14 protein-coding genes are annotated in these 21,460 nt (G+C 71.1%); 6 read left to right on the top strand and 8 right to left on the bottom strand.

What is annotated here, in order from left to right; translation table 11 throughout:
• The first annotated feature begins 35 nt into the window (after window positions 1-35).
• Complete coding sequence (glgB, locus tag HCR68_RS06215) at window positions 36-2,270, top strand: 1,4-alpha-glucan branching protein GlgB (protein WP_167147678.1); 2,235 nt, start codon at window positions 36-38, stop codon at window positions 2,268-2,270.
• Window positions 2,271-2,667: 397 nt separating this feature from the next.
• Window positions 2,668-5,034, top strand: a complete 2,367-nt coding sequence (locus tag HCR68_RS06220) for a glycogen/starch/alpha-glucan phosphorylase (RefSeq protein WP_167147681.1) — start codon at window positions 2,668-2,670, stop codon at window positions 5,032-5,034.
• Between the two features lie 84 nt (window positions 5,035-5,118).
• Here HCR68_RS06220 and HCR68_RS06225 read toward each other — a convergent pair whose 3' ends face one another.
• The 3 genes from HCR68_RS06225 to HCR68_RS06235 all read right to left on the bottom strand — a co-directional run bounded on the left by HCR68_RS06225 (window position 5,119) and on the right by HCR68_RS06235 (window position 9,247).
• On the bottom strand, window positions 5,119-6,072 hold the full coding sequence (locus HCR68_RS06225; RefSeq protein ID WP_167147683.1) for a tetratricopeptide repeat protein: 954 nt from the start codon (window positions 6,070-6,072) through the stop codon (window positions 5,119-5,121).
• Window positions 6,073-6,254: 182 nt separating this feature from the next.
• Window positions 6,255-7,301 carry a Tat pathway signal protein gene (locus HCR68_RS06230; protein WP_167147686.1) on the bottom strand — a complete coding sequence of 349 codons (1,047 nt, stop codon included), beginning with the start codon at window positions 7,299-7,301 and terminating at the stop codon, window positions 6,255-6,257.
• A complete protein-coding gene (locus tag HCR68_RS06235; protein ID WP_167147689.1) occupies window positions 7,298-9,247 on the bottom strand; it encodes a hypothetical protein in 1,950 nt (649 codons plus the stop codon). The genes HCR68_RS06230 and HCR68_RS06235 overlap by 4 nt, the downstream gene beginning before the upstream one ends.
• A 464-nt stretch (window positions 9,248-9,711) precedes the next feature.
• Here HCR68_RS06235 and HCR68_RS06240 point away from each other — a divergent pair, with 464 nt between their 5' ends.
• The gene (locus HCR68_RS06240) at window positions 9,712-11,355 is read left to right on the top strand and encodes a DivIVA domain-containing protein (RefSeq protein WP_167147693.1); all 1,644 of its coding nucleotides are present in this window, start codon (window positions 9,712-9,714) and stop codon (window positions 11,353-11,355) included.
• A 9-nt stretch (window positions 11,356-11,364) separates the two neighbouring features.
• On the top strand, window positions 11,365-11,865 hold the full coding sequence (locus tag HCR68_RS06245) for a hypothetical protein (protein WP_167147695.1): 501 nt from the start codon (window positions 11,365-11,367) through the stop codon (window positions 11,863-11,865).
• A gap of 30 nt (window positions 11,866-11,895) precedes the next feature.
• Here HCR68_RS06245 and HCR68_RS06250 read toward each other — a convergent pair whose 3' ends face one another.
• Both HCR68_RS06250 and HCR68_RS06255 read right to left on the bottom strand, forming a co-directional pair.
• Entirely contained in the window at window positions 11,896-12,186 is a 291-nt protein-coding gene (locus HCR68_RS06250) for a hypothetical protein (RefSeq protein WP_167147698.1), read from the bottom strand.
• A gap of 159 nt (window positions 12,187-12,345) precedes the next feature.
• Entirely contained in the window at window positions 12,346-13,332 is a 987-nt protein-coding gene (locus HCR68_RS06255) for a malate dehydrogenase (RefSeq protein ID WP_167147701.1), read from the bottom strand.
• A gap of 254 nt (window positions 13,333-13,586) precedes the next feature.
• On the opposite strand from HCR68_RS06255, the gene HCR68_RS06260 reads away from it, so the two are divergent.
• A complete protein-coding gene (locus tag HCR68_RS06260) occupies window positions 13,587-15,467 on the top strand; it encodes an ABC transporter ATP-binding protein (protein WP_167147704.1) in 1,881 nt (626 codons plus the stop codon).
• Window positions 15,464-17,311, top strand: a complete 1,848-nt coding sequence (locus tag HCR68_RS06265; protein ID WP_167147708.1) for an ABC transporter ATP-binding protein — start codon at window positions 15,464-15,466, stop codon at window positions 17,309-17,311. Before HCR68_RS06260 ends, HCR68_RS06265 begins: the two co-directional genes overlap by 4 nt.
• Before the next feature lie 67 nt (window positions 17,312-17,378).
• On the opposite strand, the gene HCR68_RS06270 is transcribed toward HCR68_RS06265, so the two are convergent.
• From HCR68_RS06270 to purH, 3 genes are all read right to left on the bottom strand, one after another.
• Window positions 17,379-18,731: a dicarboxylate/amino acid:cation symporter gene (locus tag HCR68_RS06270; protein ID WP_167147711.1), complete on the bottom strand. Its 1,353-nt coding sequence runs from the start codon at window positions 18,729-18,731 to the stop codon at window positions 17,379-17,381.
• 181 nt (window positions 18,732-18,912) lie between these two features.
• Window positions 18,913-19,212 carry a DUF3017 domain-containing protein gene (locus tag HCR68_RS06275; protein ID WP_167147714.1) on the bottom strand — a complete coding sequence of 100 codons (300 nt, stop codon included), beginning with the start codon at window positions 19,210-19,212 and terminating at the stop codon, window positions 18,913-18,915.
• Between the two features lie 140 nt (window positions 19,213-19,352).
• Window positions 19,353-21,203: a bifunctional phosphoribosylaminoimidazolecarboxamide formyltransferase/IMP cyclohydrolase gene (gene purH, locus HCR68_RS06280; RefSeq protein ID WP_208320520.1), complete on the bottom strand. Its 1,851-nt coding sequence runs from the start codon at window positions 21,201-21,203 to the stop codon at window positions 19,353-19,355.
• Window positions 21,204-21,460: the final 257 nt, after the last annotated feature.

Here is a 21,460-nt window from a genome sequence, read left to right on the forward strand (position 1 = left end):
ACCCGTTAATCACCGACGCATGGAAGAGTTGCTGTATGAGCGCCAACACCCCTGAGAACGACCCCAGGTCCCCGGCCCCGGCCGACCTCAACCCCGTACCCGTGGACCCCTGGGTTCTGGCCGACGTCGCCTACGCGCGCTACCACGACCCGCACGAGGTCCTGGGCGCGCACGTGGGCGAGGACGGGGTCACCGTCCGCACCGTCCGTCACCTGGCCGACAACGTCGTCGTCGTCACCAAGGACGGCACCTACCCGGCCACCCACGAGCAGGACGGCGTGTGGGTCGCGGTCCTGCCGGGCCAGGAGGTCCCCGACTACCGCATCAAGGTCACCTACGGCGACGAGACCACCACCGTCGACGACCCCTACCGCTACATGCCCACCCTGGGCGAGATGGACACCTACCTCATCGCCGAGGGCCGCCACGAGGAGCTGTGGGAGGTCCTGGGCGCACACGTCAAGCGCTACGACGGCCCCATGGGCGAGGTCGAGGGAACCGCCTTCGCGGTGTGGGCCCCCAACGCCCGCGCCGTGCGCGTCGTCGGCGACTTCAACTACTGGGACGGCACCGCCACCGCCATGCGCTCCCTGGGCTCGTCGGGCGTGTGGGAGCTCTTCGTCCCCGGCGTCGGCGTGGGCGCGCGCTACAAGTTCGAGATCTGCTTCGCCGACGGCTCCTGGCACCAGAAGGCCGACCCGATGGCGCGGGCCACCGAGGTCCCCCCGGCCACCGCCTCGGTGGTCACCGACCAGTTCCACCAGTGGGAGGACCAGGAGTGGATGGCCAAGCGCGCCACCACCGATCCTCACAACGGCCCGATGAGCATCTACGAGGTCCACATCGGCTCGTGGCGCCAGGGCCTGGGCTTCCGCGGCCTGGCCGAGGAGCTGGTCCCCTACGTCAAGGAGGCCGGCTTCACCCACGTCGAGTTCCTGCCCGTGGCCGAGCACCCCTTCGGCGGGTCCTGGGGCTACCAGGTCACCAGCTACTACGCGCCCACCTCGCGCTTCGGCACCCCCGACGACTTCCGCTACCTGGTGGACCAGCTCCACCAGGCCGGCATCGGCGTCATCCTGGACTGGGTGCCCGCCCACTTCCCCAAGGACGAGTGGGCCCTGGCCCGCTTCGACGGCACCCCGCTGTACGAGGACCCCGACCCGCAGCGCGGCGAGCACCCCGACTGGGGCACCTACGTGTTCAACTTCGGACGCAACGAGGTGCGCAACTTCCTGGTGGCCAACGCCCTGTACTGGCTCGAGGAGTTCCACGTCGACGGCCTGCGCGTCGACGCCGTGGCCTCCATGCTCTACCTGGACTACTCGCGCCAGGACGGCCAGTGGCACCCCAACCAGTTCGGCGGCCGCGAGCACCTGGAGGCCATCAGCTTCCTGCAGGAGGCCACCGCCACCGCCTACCGCAAGAACCCCGGCATCATCATGGCCGCCGAGGAGTCCACGGCCTGGCCCGGGGTGACCGCCCCCACCGAGTACGGCGGCCTGGGCTTCGGCCTGAAGTGGAACATGGGGTGGATGAACGACACCCTGCGCTACCTGGCCGAGGACCCGGTCAACCGCCGCTACCACCACGGCGAGCTGACCTTCTCCCTCGTCTACGCCTTCTCCGAGCAGTTCATCCTGCCGCTGAGCCACGACGAGGTCGTCCACGGCAAGGGATCCCTGCTGTCCAAGATGCCCGGCGACGCCTGGCAGGAGCTGGCGGGTCTGCGCGCCCTGTACGCCTACCAGTGGTCGCACCCCGGCAAGCAGCTGCTGTTCATGGGCCAGGAGTTCGGGCAGGGGACCGAGTGGAACGCGGACAACTCCCTGGACTGGTGGATCCTGGACGACCCGGGACACCAGGGGCTGCTCGCGCTGGTCGGTGACCTCAACCGTCTCTACCTGAGCTCTCCGGCCCTGTGGTCGGAGGACTTCTCCCACCGGGGATTCGAGTGGATCGAGGCCGGCGACGGCGACCACAACGTCCTGTCCTACCTGCGCAAGGGAGTCGACGCCGACGGCAAGGCCGACCTCATGGTCTGCATCATCAACTTCGCCGGCACCCCGCACGAGGGCTACCGGGTGGGTCTGCCCTTCGCCGGGGACTGGGAGGAGGTCCTCAACACCGACTCCGAGGAGTACGGCGGCTCCGGTGTGGGCAACCTGGGTCACGTCGAGGCCGAGGACCTGCCCTGGAACGGGCGGCCGGCCTCGGTGCGTCTGCGGGTCCCCCCGATGGGCGCGGTCTTCCTGCGCCCCGTGCAGGACTGATCCGGGTCGGCGCCGGCCAGCACAGGCCGACGCCGGCTGACGCCGACTGAAGCCGTCTGACACGGACGGTACGAGCCGGCGCGAGCACGGTGCGGCCGGCCGTCACGGCCTGCGACCACACGCCGCGGTGGGGCGGGAGGTGAGGAGCCTCCCGCCCCACCGCGTGCTCGTGGGTCGCGAGACTGATGACGTCCTTGTTCCGCACCCGACTATCTGCACCCGGCACCATCACCTATGAGCCGGTAGTCTGGGTCCTGTCTCGCACAGGCGCGCGGCCTCCGGCGCCCTGTGCTCCCTGCGCAGGCCGGGCGGCCCGGCCCTCGTCGATGTACGCTTATTTCAGTCCGCTGCAATAATCTTGCAGTCGGTGACCACGAAGCCTGACAAGGGAAGAAGAATGACACAGAAGCTGGTCACGAGCGCCCCCGCGCAGGTGCGCGCCGTATCCGGTCGCCCCGCCACCGCAGCCACCCTCATGGAGGTCTGGCAGGGCCTGTCCGCCGCCGTCGTCGACACCATCGCGGACGACTGGTACGCCACCGAGCAGAAGTACAGCGCCGGTCGTCAGGAGCACTACTTCTCCGCCGAGTTCCTCATGGGTCGCGCCCTGCTCAACAACCTGTCCAACCTGGGCATGGTCGACGAGGCCCGCGAGGCCGTCGGCTCCTTCGGCGTCAGCCTGACCGACGTCCTGGAGCAGGAGCCCGACGCCGCCCTGGGCAACGGCGGTCTGGGCCGCCTGGCCGCCTGCTTCCTGGACTCCTGCGCCACCCTGGACCTGCCGGTCAACGGCTTCGGCATCCTCTACCGCTACGGGCTGTTCAAGCAGCTCTTCGAGGACGGCTTCCAGACCGAGCACCCCGATCCCTGGATGGAGGAGGGCTACCCCTTCGTCATCCGCCACGAGGAGGCCCAGCGCCTGGTGCGCTACCGGGACATGACCGTGCGCGCCATCCCCTACGACATGCCCATCACCGGCTACGGCACCAAGAACGTGGGCACCCTGCGGCTGTGGAAGGCCGAGCCGGTCGAGGAGTTCGACTACGACGCCTTCAACTCCCAGCGCTTCACCGAGGCCATCGTCGAGCGCGAGCGCACCTCGGACATCTCCCGCGTCCTCTACCCCAACGACACCACCTACGAGGGCAAGGTCCTGCGGGTGCGCCAGCAGTACTTCTTCTGCTCGGCCTCCCTCCAGCAGATCGTCGAGAACTACGTCAGCCACCACGGCCAGGACCTGTCCGGCTTCGCCGACTACAACGCCATCCAGCTCAACGACACCCACCCGGTGCTCGCCATCCCCGAGCTCATGCGCATCCTCATGGACGAGCACCACCTGGGCTGGGAGGCGGCCTGGGACGTGGTCACCAAGACCTTCGCCTACACCAACCACACGGTGCTGGCCGAGGCCCTGGAGACCTGGGAGATCTCCATCTTCGACCGTCTCTTCCCGCGCATCACCGAGATCGTCCGCGAGATCGACCGTCGCTTCCGTCTCGAGATGGCCGAGCGCGGCCTGGACCAGGGCACCATCGACTACATGGCCCCCGTCTCCGGAGACACCGTGCGCATGGCCTGGATCGCCTGCTACGCCTCCTACTCCATCAACGGCGTGGCCGCCCTGCACACCGAGATCATCAAGCGCGAGACGCTGGGCGAGTGGCACGCCATCTGGCCCGAGCGCTTCAACAACAAGACCAACGGCGTCACCCCCCGCCGCTGGCTTCGCCAGTGCAACCCGCGGCTGTCAGCGCTCCTGGACGAGGTCACCGGCTCGGACGCCTGGGTCAAGGACCTCTCGCTCCTGGGCGACTTCACCGACGCCGTCGACGAGACCGTCTACGACCGCCTGGCTGAGATCAAGCACGCCAACAAGGTGGACTTCGCCGCCTGGATCGCCCAGCGCGAGGGCATCGAGATCGACCCCGAGGCGATCTTCGACGTCCAGATCAAGCGCCTCCACGAGTACAAGCGCCAGCTGCTCAACGCCATCTACGTCCTGGACCTCTACTTCCGCATGAAGCAGGACCCGAGCCTTCAGGTCCCCAAGCGGGTCTTCATCTTCGGCGCGAAGGCGGCTCCCGGCTACATCCGCGCCAAGGGCGTCATCAAGCTCATCAACGCCATCGCGAGGCTCGTCAACAACGACCCCGTCGTCTCCCGGACCATCAAGGTCGTCTTCGTCCACAACTACAACGTCTCCCCGGCCGAGCACATCATCCCGGCCGCCGACGTCTCCGAGCAGATCTCGATGGCCGGCAAGGAGGCCTCTGGCACCTCCAACATGAAGTTCATGATGAACGGTGCCCTGACCCTGGGCACGCTCGACGGCGCCAACGTGGAGATCCTTGAGGCAGTGGGCGACGACAACGCCTACATCTTCGGCGCCACCGAGGACGAGCTGCCCTCGCTGCGGGAGAGCTACGACCCGGTGTGGCACTACGAGAACGTCCCCGGTCTCAAGCGCGTCCTGGACGCCTTCACCGACGGCACCCTCGACGACAACGGCTCGGGCTGGTTCGCCGACCTGCGCCGCAGCCTCCTGGAGGCCTCCTACGAGCCGGCCGACGTCTACTACGTCCTGGGCGACTTCGCCTCCTACCGCGAGACCAAGGACGCCATGGCGGCCGACTACGCCGACGCCCGCGCCTGGCAGCGCAAGGCCTGGGTGAACATCACCCGCTCGGGCCGCTTCTCCTCCGACCGCACCATCAGCGACTACGCCCGCGAGGTCTGGAAGATCGGTCCCGAGCCGATCGCCTGATCCTCACGACCCACACCGCACGTCAGTGCCCCTCACCGACCAGGTGAGGGGCACTGACGTCTGCCGAGGAAGCGGTGCAGGCGCTCAGTAGAGCATCGTGGCCAGGCGGCGGCGGGCCTGGGCGACCTCCGGCGAGGTGGAGCCGATGACCTCGAAGAGCTCGAGCAGGCGCAGGCGAGCCGTCTCACGCTCCTCGCCCTGGTGGGTGCGCACGGCCTCCAGGGCCCGGCCGAGGGCGGCGTTGACGTCGCCGAGGGCCAGTGCGGCGTCGGCCCCGGCCAGGGCGGCCTCGAGATCGGTGGGGGCGGCGTCGGCCGCGGCCAGCAGCTCATGGGGGTCCTGGCCGTCCAGGCGGGCCATGAGGCGCACCTGGTTGCGGGCCACCTTGAGCTCGTCATCGCCCGGGTTCTGGGCGATGGCATGGGTGTAGACCTCCTCGGCGGCGGCGAAGTCGCCGGCCTCGATGGCCTCACGGGCGGCACGCTCGACCTCGGTCTCCTCGGGCTCCTCCTGAGCCGTGGCGCCGGCCCCGGAGTCGACGGCGATGGTGCCGCTGACGCCGTTGGCGGCCGCCACCTCCAGCAGCTGGTCGATGACCGAGCGCAGCTGCTCCTCGGGCACCGGCCCCTGGAACATGGGCACCGGCTGTCCGGCGACGAGGGCCACGACCGTGGGGACGGCCTGAGCCTGGAGCGCCTGAGCGACCTCCGGGGCGGCGTCGACATCCACGCGGGCCAGCTGGAAGCGGCCGGCGTACTGGCCGGCGAGCTGCTCCAGGACGGCGGCAAGATCGGCACTGGCCTGGCTTCGCGGGCTGTGGAGGACGACGATGACGGGGACCTGGGTGGAGACCTCGGCGACGTCACGCAGGCTGGAGGCGTCGACGTCGACCACGAGCGGCACTGGCAGGCCACCACCGGCGCCCCCGGGCCCGCCCGCCATGGGAGTCGTCGCAGGAGCCGGGGCCCCGCCGGCAGGACCGGCCGGCTTGGTGGCGGGGGCGAAACTGGACAGGTCGACGGCGCCGAACATGCTCATTGACAGCTGCCTTCCTCGGGCCGCAGCCCGGTTGCTTCATTGGTCGGGGTCTTTCGGTGTCTCTCAGCGCAGGCGCGACCGGCAGGCCTCACTCGTCATTCAGAGGCGCACCGGCGGCCCGACTCCGTGGGGTCACAGTGGTCGTCACAGTGATCACGGAGCCGGGCCGGGGATCGGAGAGGTCAGGACGGTCTGGTCGACGCCGCGGCCGTGGGAGCCGGGGTCTGGGAGTCGTCCCGGTCCACCTTGATGAGCGCGGTCTCGGCTCCCAGGATCGCCGCCTTCTCGCTGCTTCCCTCCTTGGGGATGGAGAAGGCGACCATGGAGTCGTAGGTGGCCGTGACCGTGCCGACGATCTTCTGGTTGCCCCCCATGAGAGCGGCGACGTCACCCTGCAGGGTGAGATCGGAGCCGTCGACCGTGCGCTTGTAGACAACCGTGTAGGTCAGGGTCGTGAAGACCAGTGCCCCACCGTCTCCCTCCTCCATCTGGAGCCCCTGGAAGCCGTCCTGACCGGCGGCCACCGTCAGGGTGACCTCGCCCAGGGAGCTGAGGTTGGTGGCACGGGTGGCCTGGATCTTCTGGCGCAGCAGGTCATCGGGGAAGGCCTTGCCGTTCTCGCCCTCGGGATTGTTGAGCGCATCGACATAGGCGTCGAGGACCGCCTGGGGGGTGGCGACCAGCCCCGTGGAGTCAGCCGTCACCTGCTTGGCGCGCTGAGCCGACTGCTTGGTCAGAACCGGGATGTTCTTCTGCTCCGAGAACCCCTGCACCCAGGCCCACACCTTGAACTGGTCGCGCGCCGAGTTCTGCTCCAGGGACAGGATCGAGGGGCTGGCACCCTCCGACGCCGCTGCGGCGTTGCGGGGGAAGCCGACGGTCTGGCCCACTCCCCCACCCTGGATCGTGGTGGTCACGGGGTGGATGAACTCGTTGTTCCCGCTGGCGGAGGCCGTGGCGTACTCGGCCGCACGGATCCGGGCCGCCGGGCCGGACATGACCTCCTTGAGCTTGTCAGCGTTCCTCTCCTGGTCCGCCGTCGCCAGACCGGTCTGGACGCGCTGGAGGATCTCGGAGAGCTGCTTGTCATTGAGGACGGGCTCGGCGATCGGAGTGCCGGAGGCCTGGGTCTCGGCGGTCTTCGGCTGCGACCTCGAGCAGGCGGCCAGGCTCAGGGCGAGGGCGGAGGCGCCGCCTGCGCTCAGGAAGGCTCGACGGGTGGACTTCATGCGTGCTCCTGGTTGTGGGGGTCCGCGGTGGGGTCGGGCTCGCCAAGGGGCTCGGCGTCGGCGGCCTGGATGGCGGCGGGGTCGGCAGCGGGAGGCAGCTCGACGCCGTCGGAGTAGCTGGGCCACGAGACGGTCGAGGTCGTGGACGGGTCAGTGAGGCCGGCGGAGGAAGAGTTCTCGCCGGAGCCCTCGGGCTCGGCTGCTTGCGGGCGAGGTTCCGCGTTCGCCTCCGCCCCGAGCTGCTCAGGGACCTGCCACGGCTGAGACCCGGGCTGCTCGGTGGCCGGCCAGGGCTGAGGCTCGGGCTGCTCAGGGACCTGCCACGGCTGAGACTCGGGCCGGGGCTGTTCGGTGACCGGCCAGGACTGAGGCTCGGGCTGGGCGAAGCCGGTCGGCATCTGGAGGCTGGGGTCCTGGGACGGGGCCGACGCCGCCACCTCCTCGATCTCCGCGGTGTCGCCATCGAAGGTCCGCCGCTCATCCGGCTCGGCCGCCGCGTGGCTGCCGTGGTGCTCCTGGTACTCCTGGGGGGCGAAGCGCGTGTGGTCCTGCGCCTCAGGCTGCCCGGGCGCCGGCTCAGCGCCCGGAGCCACGTGGCTGTGGTGGCTCACGTGACTGGTGTGCGCAGGAGCCTCACCGCCTCCCGGCGCATCGGAGAGATCGGAGAACCCGGGCGCGGCTGATGTGCCGGCGTCGTCCGAGGCGATCGCCAGCGCCTCACCGTCCTGGAGTCCCTCCAGCCCTCGGGAGGCCCGGTACTGCTGGGCGGCGGCCTCGTCGAGACCGGGAACGACCGACGAGCCCCGGGCGACCCCCGCGGCCGTCTGTTCCTCCTGCCCGAGGTGGCTCTCATCGTAGCCACCACCGGCACCGGCTTCATTGAATCCACCGAATCCACCGGTGAAGCCACCGCCGTAGCCGCCGGCGGGAGGCGTCTCGGGAGCCTGGGGGACGGAGGGGGCCTCAATGCCGTCGAGGTAGACGCGGCCCGTGCGCGGGTCGGTCCAGGCCTCGCCGGAGGCCTCGGCGCGCTCCTTGTCCCGCAGCTCTCGGCGGGTCAGCTGCCGGTCGGGATCATCCACCTGGGGAATGCCCTCGGTGGAGACGGAGTCGGCGTTGGCGATGCGGGCCGCGCGCTCGGCCGAGCGAGTCCGCCGCTCGACGCCGGCGCGACGCAGCTGGAGGTCGATGAAGAACAGGAAGGCTCCCGCCAGCACGAACAGGCCGCCCAGGACCAGACCGCCGTAGAAGTACCAGGGCGTCTCCACCTGGCGCGACCAGCTGATCGTCAGGTTGGGGGCCTGGGCCTTGCCGTCGGTCATCGCCATGACGACGATCTGCTCATCGACGTTCTTGCGCGGCAGCAGGGCGCGGTCGGCGGTCTCGGCGGTGTTGAAGGTGACCGACGAGCCGCCGCTCTTCTCCCCGAGCCAGAGGTCGGAGCCCGAGGCACTCACTCCACTGGCCTTGCGCTCCGAGCACTGCGACCCGGAGGCCCCGGAGGCCGACGGCGTCGCGCCCGCCTGGGCGGAGGCCGAGGACTGCGGGCCAGCCGCGGCGGACGCGGCAGGCGTGGCGGAGGGCGGCGGACAGTACTGGGTCTGGTCACTGGAGGTCAGGGTGCCGGCGTCGGCATTGATTCCGGTGACCTCCGTGTAGGCAAGCGCGTTGTCGGCGTCGGGGCTCAACCATGCCTCGACGTCGGCCGCACGGGCCACGAAGAGGTGAACGTCCTTGCCGTCGGAGGACTTCGCGGTCACGGCGACGTCGGACTCCGCGCCACTGAGGACCCCGGGGGCCGTGACGACGTAGGGCTGGGAAGGACCGGAGGCGAGCGTCGCCTCGACCTTGGAGCTGGGTTTCCAGATGGTGGCCGAGCAAACGGCCAGGGCGATGAGGACCAGCCCGAGGACGGTCACTACCACGCTCAAGATACGTCGACTCACGACGCGGGTCTCCTATGCTCGCGGACACGGTTGGCGACGGCCGGCTACGGAGCCGGACACCGCTGCGAGCGCTCACCATGCGCCCGCCAGGAACCAGAATCGCATGACGGACCCCGCGACCGCACCGACCTCGGCGCAAAATCACAACGAGGCACGCGCTGAGCGAAGTGATCTCTCCCGGGAACCAGCCGGCAGAAAACACCTTGAGCGCCCACCAAACAGTGCCTGGTTGTCGGTGGTGAGCCGGAGGAACACTCGGAGAAACGGCGGCCCACGATCGGATGATGCCCGCCTGGTCGTCGACCGCCTCCTCGGCCGCCCCGCCGATACCGCTCAGAACCGGGCCTCTGCCTGCTAGATTGTGCGTATCGTCACGCTTTCGTGACCACCGTCCCGATCGCGCCCAATCGTTACGCTTGGGCTGGCGGTGAGCGTCCCCGGCTCACCAGGAGGAGGAACCCGACGTGGCTGAGGAATACAGCGAGTTTGCCATCACGATGCGCGGCTACGACCGCGCCCAGGTCGACCGGAAGCTGGAGCAGCTCTCTCGTCAGCTGGCCGACGCGCGTCGTGAGGTCGCCAGCCTCGACCAGCGCGCCATGACACTGGCCGGTGAGCTGGCCGACGCCCAGCGCCGGCTGCGGGAGTCCGACAAGCCGACCTACGCCGGCCTGGGCTCCCGGATCGAGCAGCTGCTGCGCAGCGCCGAGGAGCAGAGCGCCTCCGTGCTGTCCAAGGCCAACGCCGAGGCCGACGCGCTGCTGACCCGCACCCGGACCAACGCCAAGAACCTCTCCGAGCGCAGCGCCTCGGAGGCGGCGACCCTGCTCGCCGACGCCCGTCGCGAGGCCAGTGAGCTGCGCTCCCGCTCCCAGGGAGAGGCCTCCACCGCCCTGGCCAACGCCGAGGCCCGCGCCCAGGAGCTCGTCTCCTCCGCCTCGCGCAAGGCCGCCCAGATCTCCGCCGACTCCGAGGCGGCCGTCACCGAGATGCGCGCCACCGCCGAGCGCGAGGCCGCGCTGGTCCTGTCCCAGGCGCGCAAGCAGGCCGCCGAGATCGCCATCACCTCCGAGCGTGACGCCACTGCCAACCGTGAGGCCGCTGCGGCCGAGGCCGACGAGCTGCACAAGACCTCCACGACGAAGGCCGAGGAGATCCTCTCGGCCGCCAAGCAGGAGGCCGAGCTGACCGTCGGCAAGGCCAGGCGCGAGGCCGAGGAGATCCTCACCTCGGCGCGCAACGAGTCGGAGACGCTGCGCCGATCGGCCACCGATGAGGCCGCCGCCGCCCGCTCGGAGGCCACCGAGCTGCGCCAGCAGGCCACCCTGGAGATCGCCGCGGCGCACGAGCAGGCCGCCCAGGAGGACTCCGACGCCCACGAGGCCACTCGCGAGCGCATCCGGGAGATGCAGGAGCAGGCCCAGGTCCAGGCCCAGGAGGCCGAGGAGCGTCTTCAGGAGGCGCTCTCGCGCGCCGAGGAGGTCCGTGCCCGCACCGACGCCGAGGCCCGTAAGCGTCAGGAGGAGGCGGTCGCCCAGGCCGAGGAGACCCTGGCCCAGGCCCGGATCGAGGCCGAGCAGATCGTCAGCGACGCCCGTGCCGACGCCGACGTCACTGCTCAGGTGGCCGCCCGTCAGCTCCAGGAGCTCGAGCGCCAGCGCGACTCCGTCTCCGCCTACCTCACCGAGATGCGCGGAGTCCTGGGTGGTGTCCTGCCCCAGGCGCCCACCTTCAGCGACCACGTCGCGGCCCTGCCCCAGGAGGCTCAGGAGCCGGAGCAGGAGCAGTCCTCCGCAGCTTCGGCGGAGCCGGCGGCCAGCGGCAACAGTGCCAGCAACAGTGCCAGCAGCGCCAACGCCGCGGGCTCGGGCGGCGCCTCCGCGACGTCAGCCGCCTCGGCGCCGTCGGCGACCTCGGCTCCCGCCCCGACCGGCAACACGGCCGCCGCGGCCTCGAACCGTGGCCAGCAGACGGGTGCCCAGTCGACCTCCAAGAACGCCCAGAAGGGCGGCGGCCGCATTGAGAACGTCCCGGCTCCCGGCAGGGGCTCGGGCGGCTCCGGCAACGCCGGCAACCGCCACCCCCGCCAGGGCAAGGGGCGCCGCTGAGGCGCAGTCGTGACAGCCGACGACGCCGCCCGGTTCGAGAACGAGTCGTCCAGCGCCTCAGGCCCTGGGGACTTCGAGGACTCCGACTGGGCGGCGTCGCGTCGTCGGGCGGCCGCTCAGCGGGCCCGCATGCTCCAGGAGCGTCAGGACGCCGAGCACGCCCGGGCGGCCCGCATCGTCGGCCTCTTCCTCAGAGTCGCCCGCGATGAGGGTCTTGAAGCGGTTCCGCTGCGGGTGCGCGGGTACTCCGGTGGCAGCGCCCGCACCCCGCTGCGCGGCTGGTACCTGAGAGCCGATGAGACCGTCGGCATCGACACGGAGGGACGCTTCTACATCCTGTCCATGCCGTTGAGCCTGGGACCGCGCCTGAGCGGGGTCAGGCCCGAGGGCCAGCCGGTACCGATGACCATCGGAGAGGGCGGACGCGACGGCGATGTCGTGCCGCTGCGCTTCGCCCTGGACCGCCTGCTGCCGGGATGGGAGGAGCACTCCCCCGAGCCGCTCGTGTGAGCGCTCGGCAGGTCACCGCCCCTGGTTCGGCTACCAGAGGCGGCGCTCCCAGCAGGAGGTGTGCCAGTGGCGCCGTTCCTCCAGGCCCCGGTCCGCGCCGAAGAGGGACTCGTTGGTCCAGGCCACCACGTGCGCCGTGCCGACGGGGATGACGCGGTGGCAGCCGGGGCAGGTGTAGGGCTTGTCCCCGCCGCGCAGGTAGCGCACGGTGAAGTCGGCCCCTCCGGGCCCGGTCTGGGTGCGCGGCACGGAGGCGAGGCGGTCCATGCTCAGGGGGATGTGCCCCTGCCCGTAGGGGCGCTTGGATCTGCGGCGTGCCATGCCCCGATCTCACCACATCTGGCTCCCTCCCCCAAGCCGGGGGCGGGAGCCAGATCCAGATGTGGTGGTGGGCGGGCCCGCCAGAAGCGCAACGATCGATAAGGGCTTCTCAGCCCTCGGCGGCCTGGCCGGGTGGCGACCAGGGCGACTGACGACGACTCAGATGAGCCCCATGGAGGCCACGGTGTTCTTCTCCTCGACGAGCTCGTCCGCCGAGGCGTCGATCCTGCCGCGGGAGAAGTCGTCGATCTCCAGGCCCTGGACGATCTTCCACTCACCGTTCTCCGAGGTGCAGGGGAAGGAGGAGATGATGCCCTCGGGCACGCCGTAGGAGCCGTCGGACATGACCGAGGAGGAGGTCCAGGACCCGGAGGTGCCCAGCACCCAGTCGTGCACGTGGTCGATGGCGGCCGAGGCCGCCGAGGCCGCCGAGGAGGCGCCGCGGGCGTCGATGATGGCGGCGCCGCGCTTGGCGACGGTCGGGATGAAGTCGTCCTCGACCCAGGTGCGGTCGGCCAGGATGTCGGTGACGGGAGCGCCCTTGACGGTGGCGTGGGTCAGGTCGGGGTACTGGGTGGAGGAGTGGTTGCCCCAGACGGTGACCTTGTCGATGTCGGTGACGTGGCAGCCGGCCTTGGTGGCCAGCTGGGCCAGGGCGCGGTTGTGGTCCAGGCGGGTCATGGCCGTGAAGCGCGAGGCGGGGATGTCGGGGGCGTGGGAGGCGGCGATGAGTGCGTTGGTGTTGGCGGGGTTGCCCACGACGAGCACCTTGATGTCGTCGGCGGCGCCGGCGTTGAGCGCCTCACCCTGGGGGCCGAAGATGCCGCCGTTGGCGGAGAGCAGGTCGGCGCGCTCCATACCGGCCTTGCGGGGCATCGAGCCCACGAGGAAGGCGATGTTGGCGCCCTCGAAGGCGGCCTTGGCGTCGTCGAAGATGTCCACGCCGCCCAGGGTCGGGAAGGCGGAGTCGAACAGTTCCATGGCGGTGCCCTCGGCGGCCTTGACGGCCGGCGGGATCTCCAGCAGGCGGAGGTTGACGCGCTGGTCCGGGCCGAGCAGGGCACCGGAGGCGATGCGGAACAGCAGCGCGTATCCGATGTTGCCGGCGGCACCGGTAACGGTGATGTTGACGGGGGCGTTTGCCATCGAGGACTCCTTCGAGACGTGTGTCGTCGCGGGCCGCAGGCGGCAGCCCGGCAGGACAACGCTATGACGTCCGCGCAGGTGAACGCACCGATCCACCACATTTCGTGACTCTCACCACTCCTGGGGCCGATGGTGGTGGGGATCCTGCTGGTACTCGGTGATCTCACCGAGATCCTGAACGCTCCTGACAGCACCCCGTCCTGGTCGATACGCTGGAGTCCTCCCCCAGCCCGTTTCTCGCCTCCAGGACCGTGATGAGCTCACGCCGATCCCTCGTGCCGCTTCCGGCGCCGCTGCGCCGCGGCTCCACGCCCCCACCCGTGGTCTCCTCATCCGCAGGGCGCCGAGCGGGCGTCGTCTCCTTCGGCCTGACGCTGCTGGGCGCCCTGGGCTCGGGGTGGTGCCTCATCTCCACCGGGCGCGCCCTGGGAGCCCTGCTGCGCTCCTCACCGGTGGCCGGCCTGCTGGCCCAGGCGCTGGCCGCGGCAGTCCTGAGCGCCGCCTGCCAGCTGCTGGCCCAGCGGGTCGCCCGCTCCAGCGCGCTCAGCGAGGAGGCCCACCTGCGCCGGCTCACGCTGGCCCATCTGCTGGGCCTGGGCCCGGCGCGCGCCGCCGACGTCCGCAGCGGCGCCACCGCCTCCCTGCTGACCGACGGCGCCGAGCGCGTGGCCCTCTACCGGCAGACCTTCCTGGCCCCCACCCTGGCCGCGGCCGCGGCGCCCCTGCTGGTGCTCGTCGAGCTGGCCGCCGCCGTCGACGTCGTCCCCGCCCTGGTCCTGGGGACGGCCGTCGTCGTGGTGCCGGCCTTCATCGCCTTCGCCCACTCGCGGCTGCGGGCCTCGTCGTCGGACTCGCGCCGGGCGCGCACGCGGCTGGCCGCCGAGTACCTCGACGCCATCCAGGGGCTGCGGACCCTCACCCTGGCTCGGGCGGCGGAGCGCACCAGCGCCCGCCTGCGCCTGGAGGGGGAGACGAACCGGCGCGCCGTCATGGGCCTGCTGGCCGGCAACCAGCTCGTCATCCTGCTCACCGATGGACTCTTCTCGCTCTTCCTCATCACCGTGGCCGCGGGCCTGGCCCTGGTCCGCCTGTCCATCGGTGCGATCGACGTCGGCGACGCGCTGGCGATCGTGCTCACCTCCTACGTGCTCCTGGAGCCGCTGGACCATGTGGGGGCCTTCTTCTACGTGGGGATGGGAGGCATGGCCAACCAGCGCGCCATCCGTCGGATCCTGTCCCGGCCCCTGCCCCGCTCCGCGGCGCGCCCCGGGACACGGGCCGGGGCCTCGAGCACCGCTGAGGCGCGGGCCTCCATCGTGCTCGACGACGTCGAGGCCGCCTGGGGCGAGGAGCCGGTGCTTGAGGGCGTGAACCTCACCGTGCGTCGCGGCGAGCACCTGGCGGTCGTGGGCCCCTCGGGCGCGGGTAAGTCCACACTCATGGCGATGCTGGCCGGGAACCTGCTGCCCAGCGCCGGGTCCCTGCGCGTCGAGGGCGCCGAGCTGACCGCCGCCACCCAGGAGCAGGTGCGGGCGGCCTCCGCACTGGTGGCGCAGACGACGTGGCTGTTCACCGGCACGATCGCGGACAACCTGCGTCTGGCCCAGCCCTACGCGACGCCCTCGCAGATGTGGCACGCCCTGGAGGTGGCCCGCCTGGACAAGGAGGTGGCCCTCATGCCCGAGGGGCTGGAGACGCAGGTCGGCGAGGCGGGGCTGGGGCTCTCGGGAGGTCAGGCCCAGCGCCTGTCCCTGGCGCGCGCGTTCCTGGCCGACCGCCCCGTGCTGCTGCTGGACGAGCCCACCAGCCAGGTGGACCTGGCCAGTGAGGCGGCCATCGTCGAGTCCATCGAGCAGCTGGCCCGGGGCCGGACCGTCATCACCATCTCGCACCGTGCGGGGGCGCTGACGACTGCGGACCGGACCGTGAGGGTCGAGGCCCACGGGCTCCACGAGGTGGGCACGGCCGGCCCGGCTGGAACTGCCCAGGCTCCCTCAGCCGACGGCGCGGCGGCCGGCCCCGAGCTCGCCAAGACCGATGGCACCAAGACCGATGGTGCCAAGGCCGGCTCCCAGCGGGCCGGCGGCACCACTGCCGGGGCGGCCGCCGGGAACCACGGGCAGGAGCGGTCATGATCCGGTCCACGCGATCATCAGCGTCCCGGTCGCAGGAGGCCGGCCGATCTGTCCGGCGCAGCGCGAGCGCCGGGGCCAGTGCGTCCACCCAGGAGCGTCCCTCGCGTGCGACGCTCGTGCGCTGGCTGCTTCGGGTCACCCGCCCGGTCCTGTCGCCGCTGCTGGGCTCCACGCTGTGCCGCACCATCGACCTGCTCAGCGGTGTGGCCCTGTTCGCCCTGGGGGCCTACGCCGTGGCCCGGGCGGGGCTGGCCATGGCGACCGGTGCGCCCCTGCCCGCCGTCTGGCCGGTGCTGGCGGTCATGGCGGGACTGTCGCTGCTCAAGGCGGCGCTGCGCTACGCCGAGCAGTTCCTCGGCCACCTGGTGGCCTTCAAGGCCCTCGAGCTGCTGCGCGGGCAGATCTTCCGCTCGCTCATCCCCCGCTCCCCCAGGGTCAGTGCGACCTCGCGCTCGGGCGACCTGCTGTCGCGAGCCACCAAGGACGTGGACCGCATCGAGGTCTTCTTCGCCCACACCTTCGCCCCGGCGGTCTCCGCCGTCATCACCCCGATCGTGGTGCTCACGGTCATCGGCCTCAAGGTGTCCTGGCCGGTGGCGCTGGCGGCGCTGCCCTTCGTGGCCGTCCAGCTGCTCGTGGTTCCCCGCCTTGGCTTCACGGCCTCCCTGGAGGCCTCCCGCTCGGCCTCCGCGGCGCGGGCGGACCTCACCCAGCACGTCACCGACACCGTTCAGGGCATGAGCGAGGTCGTCGGGTACGGGCGCAGCCAGGAGCGTCTTGATGAGATGGCCCGGATCGACGCCGAGATCGCCGGTGCCTCGCGGCCAGGCGGCCAGTGGGCCTCCGTGCGCCGGGGCGTCAACCAGCTGGCGAGCCTGACGGCGCCGATCGTCGTCGTCATGGTCGGGGCGATGCTGCCCGCCACCGGTTCCGGCGCCGGCGTCCCCCTCCTGGCTGCGGCTGCGGCGGCGGTCCTGCGTATGACCGAGACCGTGCGCGGCGTCGAGGAGCTCTCGGGGGCGCTCAACGCCTCCTTCGCCTCGGCCGAGAGGGTGTGGGAGGTCGTCAACGCCCCCGTGGAGGTGCACGACGGCGATCAGGAGCTGACCAGCGGGATCTCCCACGAGGTCCTGTGGCAGGACATCAGCTACTCCTACCCCAACACCGCCGCGCAGGCCGTCCACGGGGTGAGCCTGCGGGCCAGGGCCGGAAAGTGGACCTGCATCGTGGGGGCCTCCGGCTCGGGCAAGTCCACGCTGGCCCAGCTGGCGGTGCGCTTCGACGAGCCGGAGTCGGGCCGTATCCTCATCGACGGTCAGGACGTGGCAGATCTGCGCGCCATCAGCCTCTACCAGGAGATCGGCATGGTGGATCAGCAGGTCCACCTCATGCGCGCCGCCATCGCCGACAACGTGCGCCTGGCGGCGCCGTCGGCCAGTGACGCCCAGGTGCGCCGGGCCTGTCGGGCCGCCTGCATCGATGAGGACATCGAGGCCCTCGAGGACGGCTACGACACCCTCGTCGGTGAGCGCGGCCAGTCCCTATCCGGGGGGCAGCGGCAGCGACTGGCACTGGCGCGAGCCCTCCTGGCCCGTCCCGGGGTGCTCATCCTCGACGAGTTCACCTCGCATCTGGACCCTGAGCTGGACGAGCGAGTGCGCATCGGGGTGCGCACCTACCTGCCGCAGGCCACGATCATCGAGATCACCCACCGCCTGCAGTGGTCCGAGCAGGCAGACCACATCGTCGTCATGGACGCCGGGACCGTGGTGCAGGCCGGCCCGCCGGCCAAGCTCCTGGCCGAGCCGGGGCCGCTGCGCACACTCACCAACCGCGGACACTGACCGATACGCCGATCGGGCGCCGAGAGTCCCGGTGACTCTCGGCGCCCGATTCGTGGGTGGATGCGTTCTACTCCCCGGAGCGGGTGGCGGCGGCCGAGGCCTCCAGCTCCTCGGGGCTGACGACGCCCTCGACACTGACGGCATGGAGGTAGGCCATGCCGTCGAAGGAGAGCTCGCGGACGTTCTCCGGGTCGCCCTCGTCGTTGACGGAGCCGCCGGCCATACGGTCCACGATGATGGCGATGGCGCCGTCACCGGTGACGTTGGTGGCGGTCCCGAAGGAGTCCAGCGCGATGTAGGTGGCGATCATGAGAGCCACCTGCTGGTCGTTGAAGCCGAGCATGGAGGACAGCAGACCGGTGGCCGCCATGATGGCGCCCCCGGGCACGCCCGGCGCGGCCACCATCGTGATGCCGAGCATGAAGATGAAGCCGATCCACTGGGCGGTGCTCACGTGCAGGTCCTGGGTGAGGACGATGGCGAAGGCGAAGGCGAAGATCTTCGAGGTCGACCCCGCCAGGTGGATCGTGGCGCACAGGGGGATGGTGAAGGAGGACACCGCGTCGGACACGCCGTTCTTCTTCGTCTGGCGCAGGGTGACGGGGATCGTGGCCGCCGACGACGAGGTCCCCAGGGCCGTGAGGTAGGCCGGGACCATGGTGAGCAGGGCCTTGAGCGGGTTGCGGCGCCCGATGATCCCGGCGAGGCCGAACTGGATGGCCAGGATGACGACCTCCAGGATGAGGACCACGACGACGACCCGCAGGAGCGCCTTCATGACCGAGCCCGCGGCGCCCGTGTAGGTGAGGTTGAGGAAGATGCCGAAGATGTGCAGCGGCAGCAGCGGGATGATCATCCGCTCGATGAGCCGGGTGATGATGGCCCGGAACTCGATGGAGCCCTTGCGCAGGACCCCCCGGGGAACCAGGGACAGACCGATACCGAAGATGAAGGACAGCAGCAGCGCCGTCATGACCTCCACCGGCGGGGGCATCTCCACGGTGAAGTAGCTGCTGAGCGCCCCCTCGGGCTTGGCGACGTCGGCCAGGGAGGTCCCGGCCAGCAGGCGGGGGAAGGTGGCGGCGCACACCAGGAAGGTGAGGAAGCCTGCGAAGAGGGTGGAGGTGTAGGCCAGGGCCGTGGTGATGCCGAGCCACTTGCCGGCGCCGCGCCCCAGGTCCGCGATGGCGGGGGTCACCAGGCCGATGATGATGAGCGGGATGGCGAAGTTGAGGAACTGGCTGAACAGGTCGGAGAAGGTCGCGAAGACGTTGCCGACGGCCTTGGGGATGATCGGGTGGCCTCCGACCCGGATCGATCCTAGGACCAGGGCCGCCAGGATGGCGCCGATGACCCAGGTGAGGATGCTGTGGCTGAGGCGGTGGCCCAGCGATGGCGGGACCGAGGGATTGCTTGTCATAGGGGACCTTCAGGGTGCGAAACGAGGTGACGAGACGTCTTCAATGGGCCCAGCGTGCCATACCGATCGGTCGCAGCGCCGCCCCGGACCAAGAAATGGGCAGCCGAACGGCCCAGATCACAGGAGATGGCACGCGGCGTCTCCGGGAGAAATCAGTGGCGCGCGGGGAGCGCTCCGCCTCTCACAGGACGCGGGGCAGGTTGACGTACGAGGACAGCAGGAACAGGACGGCGGCCAGGCCGATACCGAATCCGACGTCGAACAGGCGGCTGCGCGCCGCCAGCCAGGTGCCGTCGGGACGCTGGATCCGGACGATGGCCAGCGCCAGGATCCCGGTGGCCGCCCACAGGACGGCGATGCGGCGGTGTCCCAGCAGCGCGATGGCGGGAACCGCCGCCAGGCCGATGGCTACGAGGACGACGCAGATGGTGCGATAGGGCTCCTTGTGCTCGGCCTGCTGGGGATGCGGGTCATGAGTCACGGTGGAGAGCCTATCGGCGCACCGGGGCGCGGGTCCACGACCTTCCTCCCCCATCCTCCGCAGCCTCCCCGCACGTCCTCGGACGCGCAGGCCTCGCACCGGGTCCTCACCGACTCCCTGGGCGCGAGGCCAGCGGCGCGTCAGTGGGCGAAGTGACGGGTACCGGTGAGATACATGGTGACGCCGGCGGCCTGGGCGGCGTCGATGACCTCCTGGTCGCGAATGGACCCGCCGGGCTGGACGACGGCGCGCACCCCGGCATCGATGAGGACCTGGAGACCGTCGGCGAAGGGGAAGAAGGCGTCGGAGGCGGCCACGGCCCCACGGGCACGCTCCGGGACGGCGGCCCCCGCCTCCCCCAGGACCTCGGCGGCGTCGGCCCCGCCGACGGCGCCCTTCTCCGCCTGCTCCGCCCGGTCCGTCTGCGAGCCGCCGGCCGCGGCGTCACCGGTGGAACGGGCGCCCAGGGTGTTGGCGCGCTCGACGGCCAGCCTGCAGGAGTCGACGCGGTTGACCTGCCCCATGCCCACCCCGACGGTGGCGCCGCCCTGGGCCAGGAGGACCGCGTTGGAGCGCACGGCGCGCACCGAGCGCCAGGCGAAGGCGAGCTCGGCCAGCAGGGCGTCGTCGGCGGCGGGCCCGGCGGCCAGGGTCCAGGTCGCCGGGTCGTCGCCCGGGGCGGTCAGGACGTCGCGCTCCTGGATGACGGCGCCGCCGGAGACCTGCTTGATCTCGTAGCCCTCGCGTTCGGGGGCCTCGACGACGAGCAGGCGGAGGTTCTTCTTGGTGGACAGGATCTCCACGGCCTCGTCCTCGAAGGCGGGGGCGGCGACGACCTCGGTGAAGATCGGCTTGATCTGGCGGGCCATCTCGGCGGTGACGGTGGCGTTGGTGGCGATGACGCCGCCGTAGGCGGAGACCGGGTCGCAGGCGTGGGCCTTGCGGTGGGCCTCGGCGACGTCGCCGGCGGCGGAGACGGCGATGCCGCAGGGGTTGGCGTGCTTGACGACGGCGACCGTGACTGCGTCGCCGTGGTCGTAGGCGGCGCGCACGGCGGCGTCGGTGTCGGTGTAGTTGTTGTAGCTCATGGCCTTGCCGTGGAGCTGGCGGGCACCGGCCACTCCTCCGCTCGCCCCTGCGGTGCGGTAGACGGCGGCGCGCTGGTGGGGGTTCTCCCCGTAGCGCAGGCTCGCCAGGCGCTCGTAACCGGCGCCGACGTAGGCGGGCAGGGCGACCGGCTCGCCGGAGCCGTCGCCTGCGGCATCGGCGCCGCCGACGGCATCGGCCTCGACCTGCCCGGCCAGCCAGGTGGACACGGCGGCGTCGTAGGCGGCGGTGTGGGCGAAGGCCTCGGCGGCCAGGCGGCGTCGGGCCTCCAGGGTGAAGCCGCCCTCGCGCACGGCGGCGGCGACGTCGTCGTAGTGCTCAGGACTGGTGACGACGGCGACGGCGGGGTGGTTCTTGGCGGCGGCGCGCACCATGGTGGGCCCGCCGATGTCGATCTGCTCGACGCAGGCGTCGAAGGGGGCTCCGGAGCCGACGGTGTCGGTGAAGGGGTAGAGGTTGACCACGACCAGGTCGATGGGGGTCACGCCCAGGGTCTGGAGCTGGTCAAGGTGGTCGGGCTTGCGGCGGTCCGCGAGGATGCCGGCGTGGACGGCCGGGTGGAGGGTCTTGACCCGCCCCTCGAGGCACTCGGGGAAGTCGGTGACCTCCTCCACCGGGGTGACGGCCAGGCCGGCGGCGGCGATGGTGGCGGCGGTGGAGCCGGTGGAGACGATCTCGACGCCGGCCTCGGCCAGTGCCTGCGCGAGCGGGACGAGGCCGGTCTTGTCGTAGACGGAGACGAGGGCGCGTCGCACGCGGACGCGGTCGGGGCTGACGAGCCCCTCGGTGGGGACGTGGGCGGTGGGAACCGCCTCGGCGGCGGGCTGATCCGGCTGAGTGGACCGGGCGGACCGGGTTGACTGGGAGGACGACGACGGGGACATGGCGCTCCTGGTGCGGCGTGAGGGTGCGGGACGCCCAGGCGGGCGACGTCCCGTTCATGGACGGCCTCGGCCACTCCCCGGTGGTGCCCCACCCTCGCCAGTTGTGGCCGGCCCCATCCTATCGGGTGGATCCGGTCACGCGACCGGCCGCGCAGCGAGCCCGCAACTCACGTCCAGGCGTGGCTCCTGGCGCGCGGTTGTGGAGGTCAGTACGAACGTGCCGGCAGGCGGCGAGACCAGCATCATGTCCATCCGTC

The organism is Actinomyces sp. ZJ308 (assembly GCF_011752065.1).
GTDB lineage: Bacteria > Actinomycetota > Actinomycetes > Actinomycetales > Actinomycetaceae > Actinomyces.

Coding starts and splice junctions, on each gene's coding strand:
- HCR68_RS06260 (WP_167147704.1), top strand. CDS start 13,587: ATGAGCTCACGCCGATCCCTCGTGCCGCTTCCGGCGCCGCTGCGCCGC.
- HCR68_RS06250 (WP_167147698.1), bottom strand. CDS start 12,186: ATGGCACGCCGCAGATCCAAGCGCCCCTACGGGCAGGGGCACATCCCC.
- HCR68_RS06225 (WP_167147683.1), bottom strand. CDS start 6,072: ATGAGCATGTTCGGCGCCGTCGACCTGTCCAGTTTCGCCCCCGCCACC.
- HCR68_RS06220 (WP_167147681.1), top strand. CDS start 2,668: ATGACACAGAAGCTGGTCACGAGCGCCCCCGCGCAGGTGCGCGCCGTA.
- purH (WP_208320520.1), bottom strand. CDS start 21,203: ATGTCCCCGTCGTCGTCCTCCCAGTCAACCCGGTCCGCCCGGTCCACT.
- HCR68_RS06230 (WP_167147686.1), bottom strand. CDS start 7,301: ATGAAGTCCACCCGTCGAGCCTTCCTGAGCGCAGGCGGCGCCTCCGCC.
- HCR68_RS06265 (WP_167147708.1), top strand. CDS start 15,464: ATGATCCGGTCCACGCGATCATCAGCGTCCCGGTCGCAGGAGGCCGGC.
- HCR68_RS06255 (WP_167147701.1), bottom strand. CDS start 13,332: ATGGCAAACGCCCCCGTCAACATCACCGTTACCGGTGCCGCCGGCAAC.
- HCR68_RS06270 (WP_167147711.1), bottom strand. CDS start 18,731: ATGACAAGCAATCCCTCGGTCCCGCCATCGCTGGGCCACCGCCTCAGC.
- glgB (WP_167147678.1), top strand. CDS start 36: ATGAGCGCCAACACCCCTGAGAACGACCCCAGGTCCCCGGCCCCGGCC.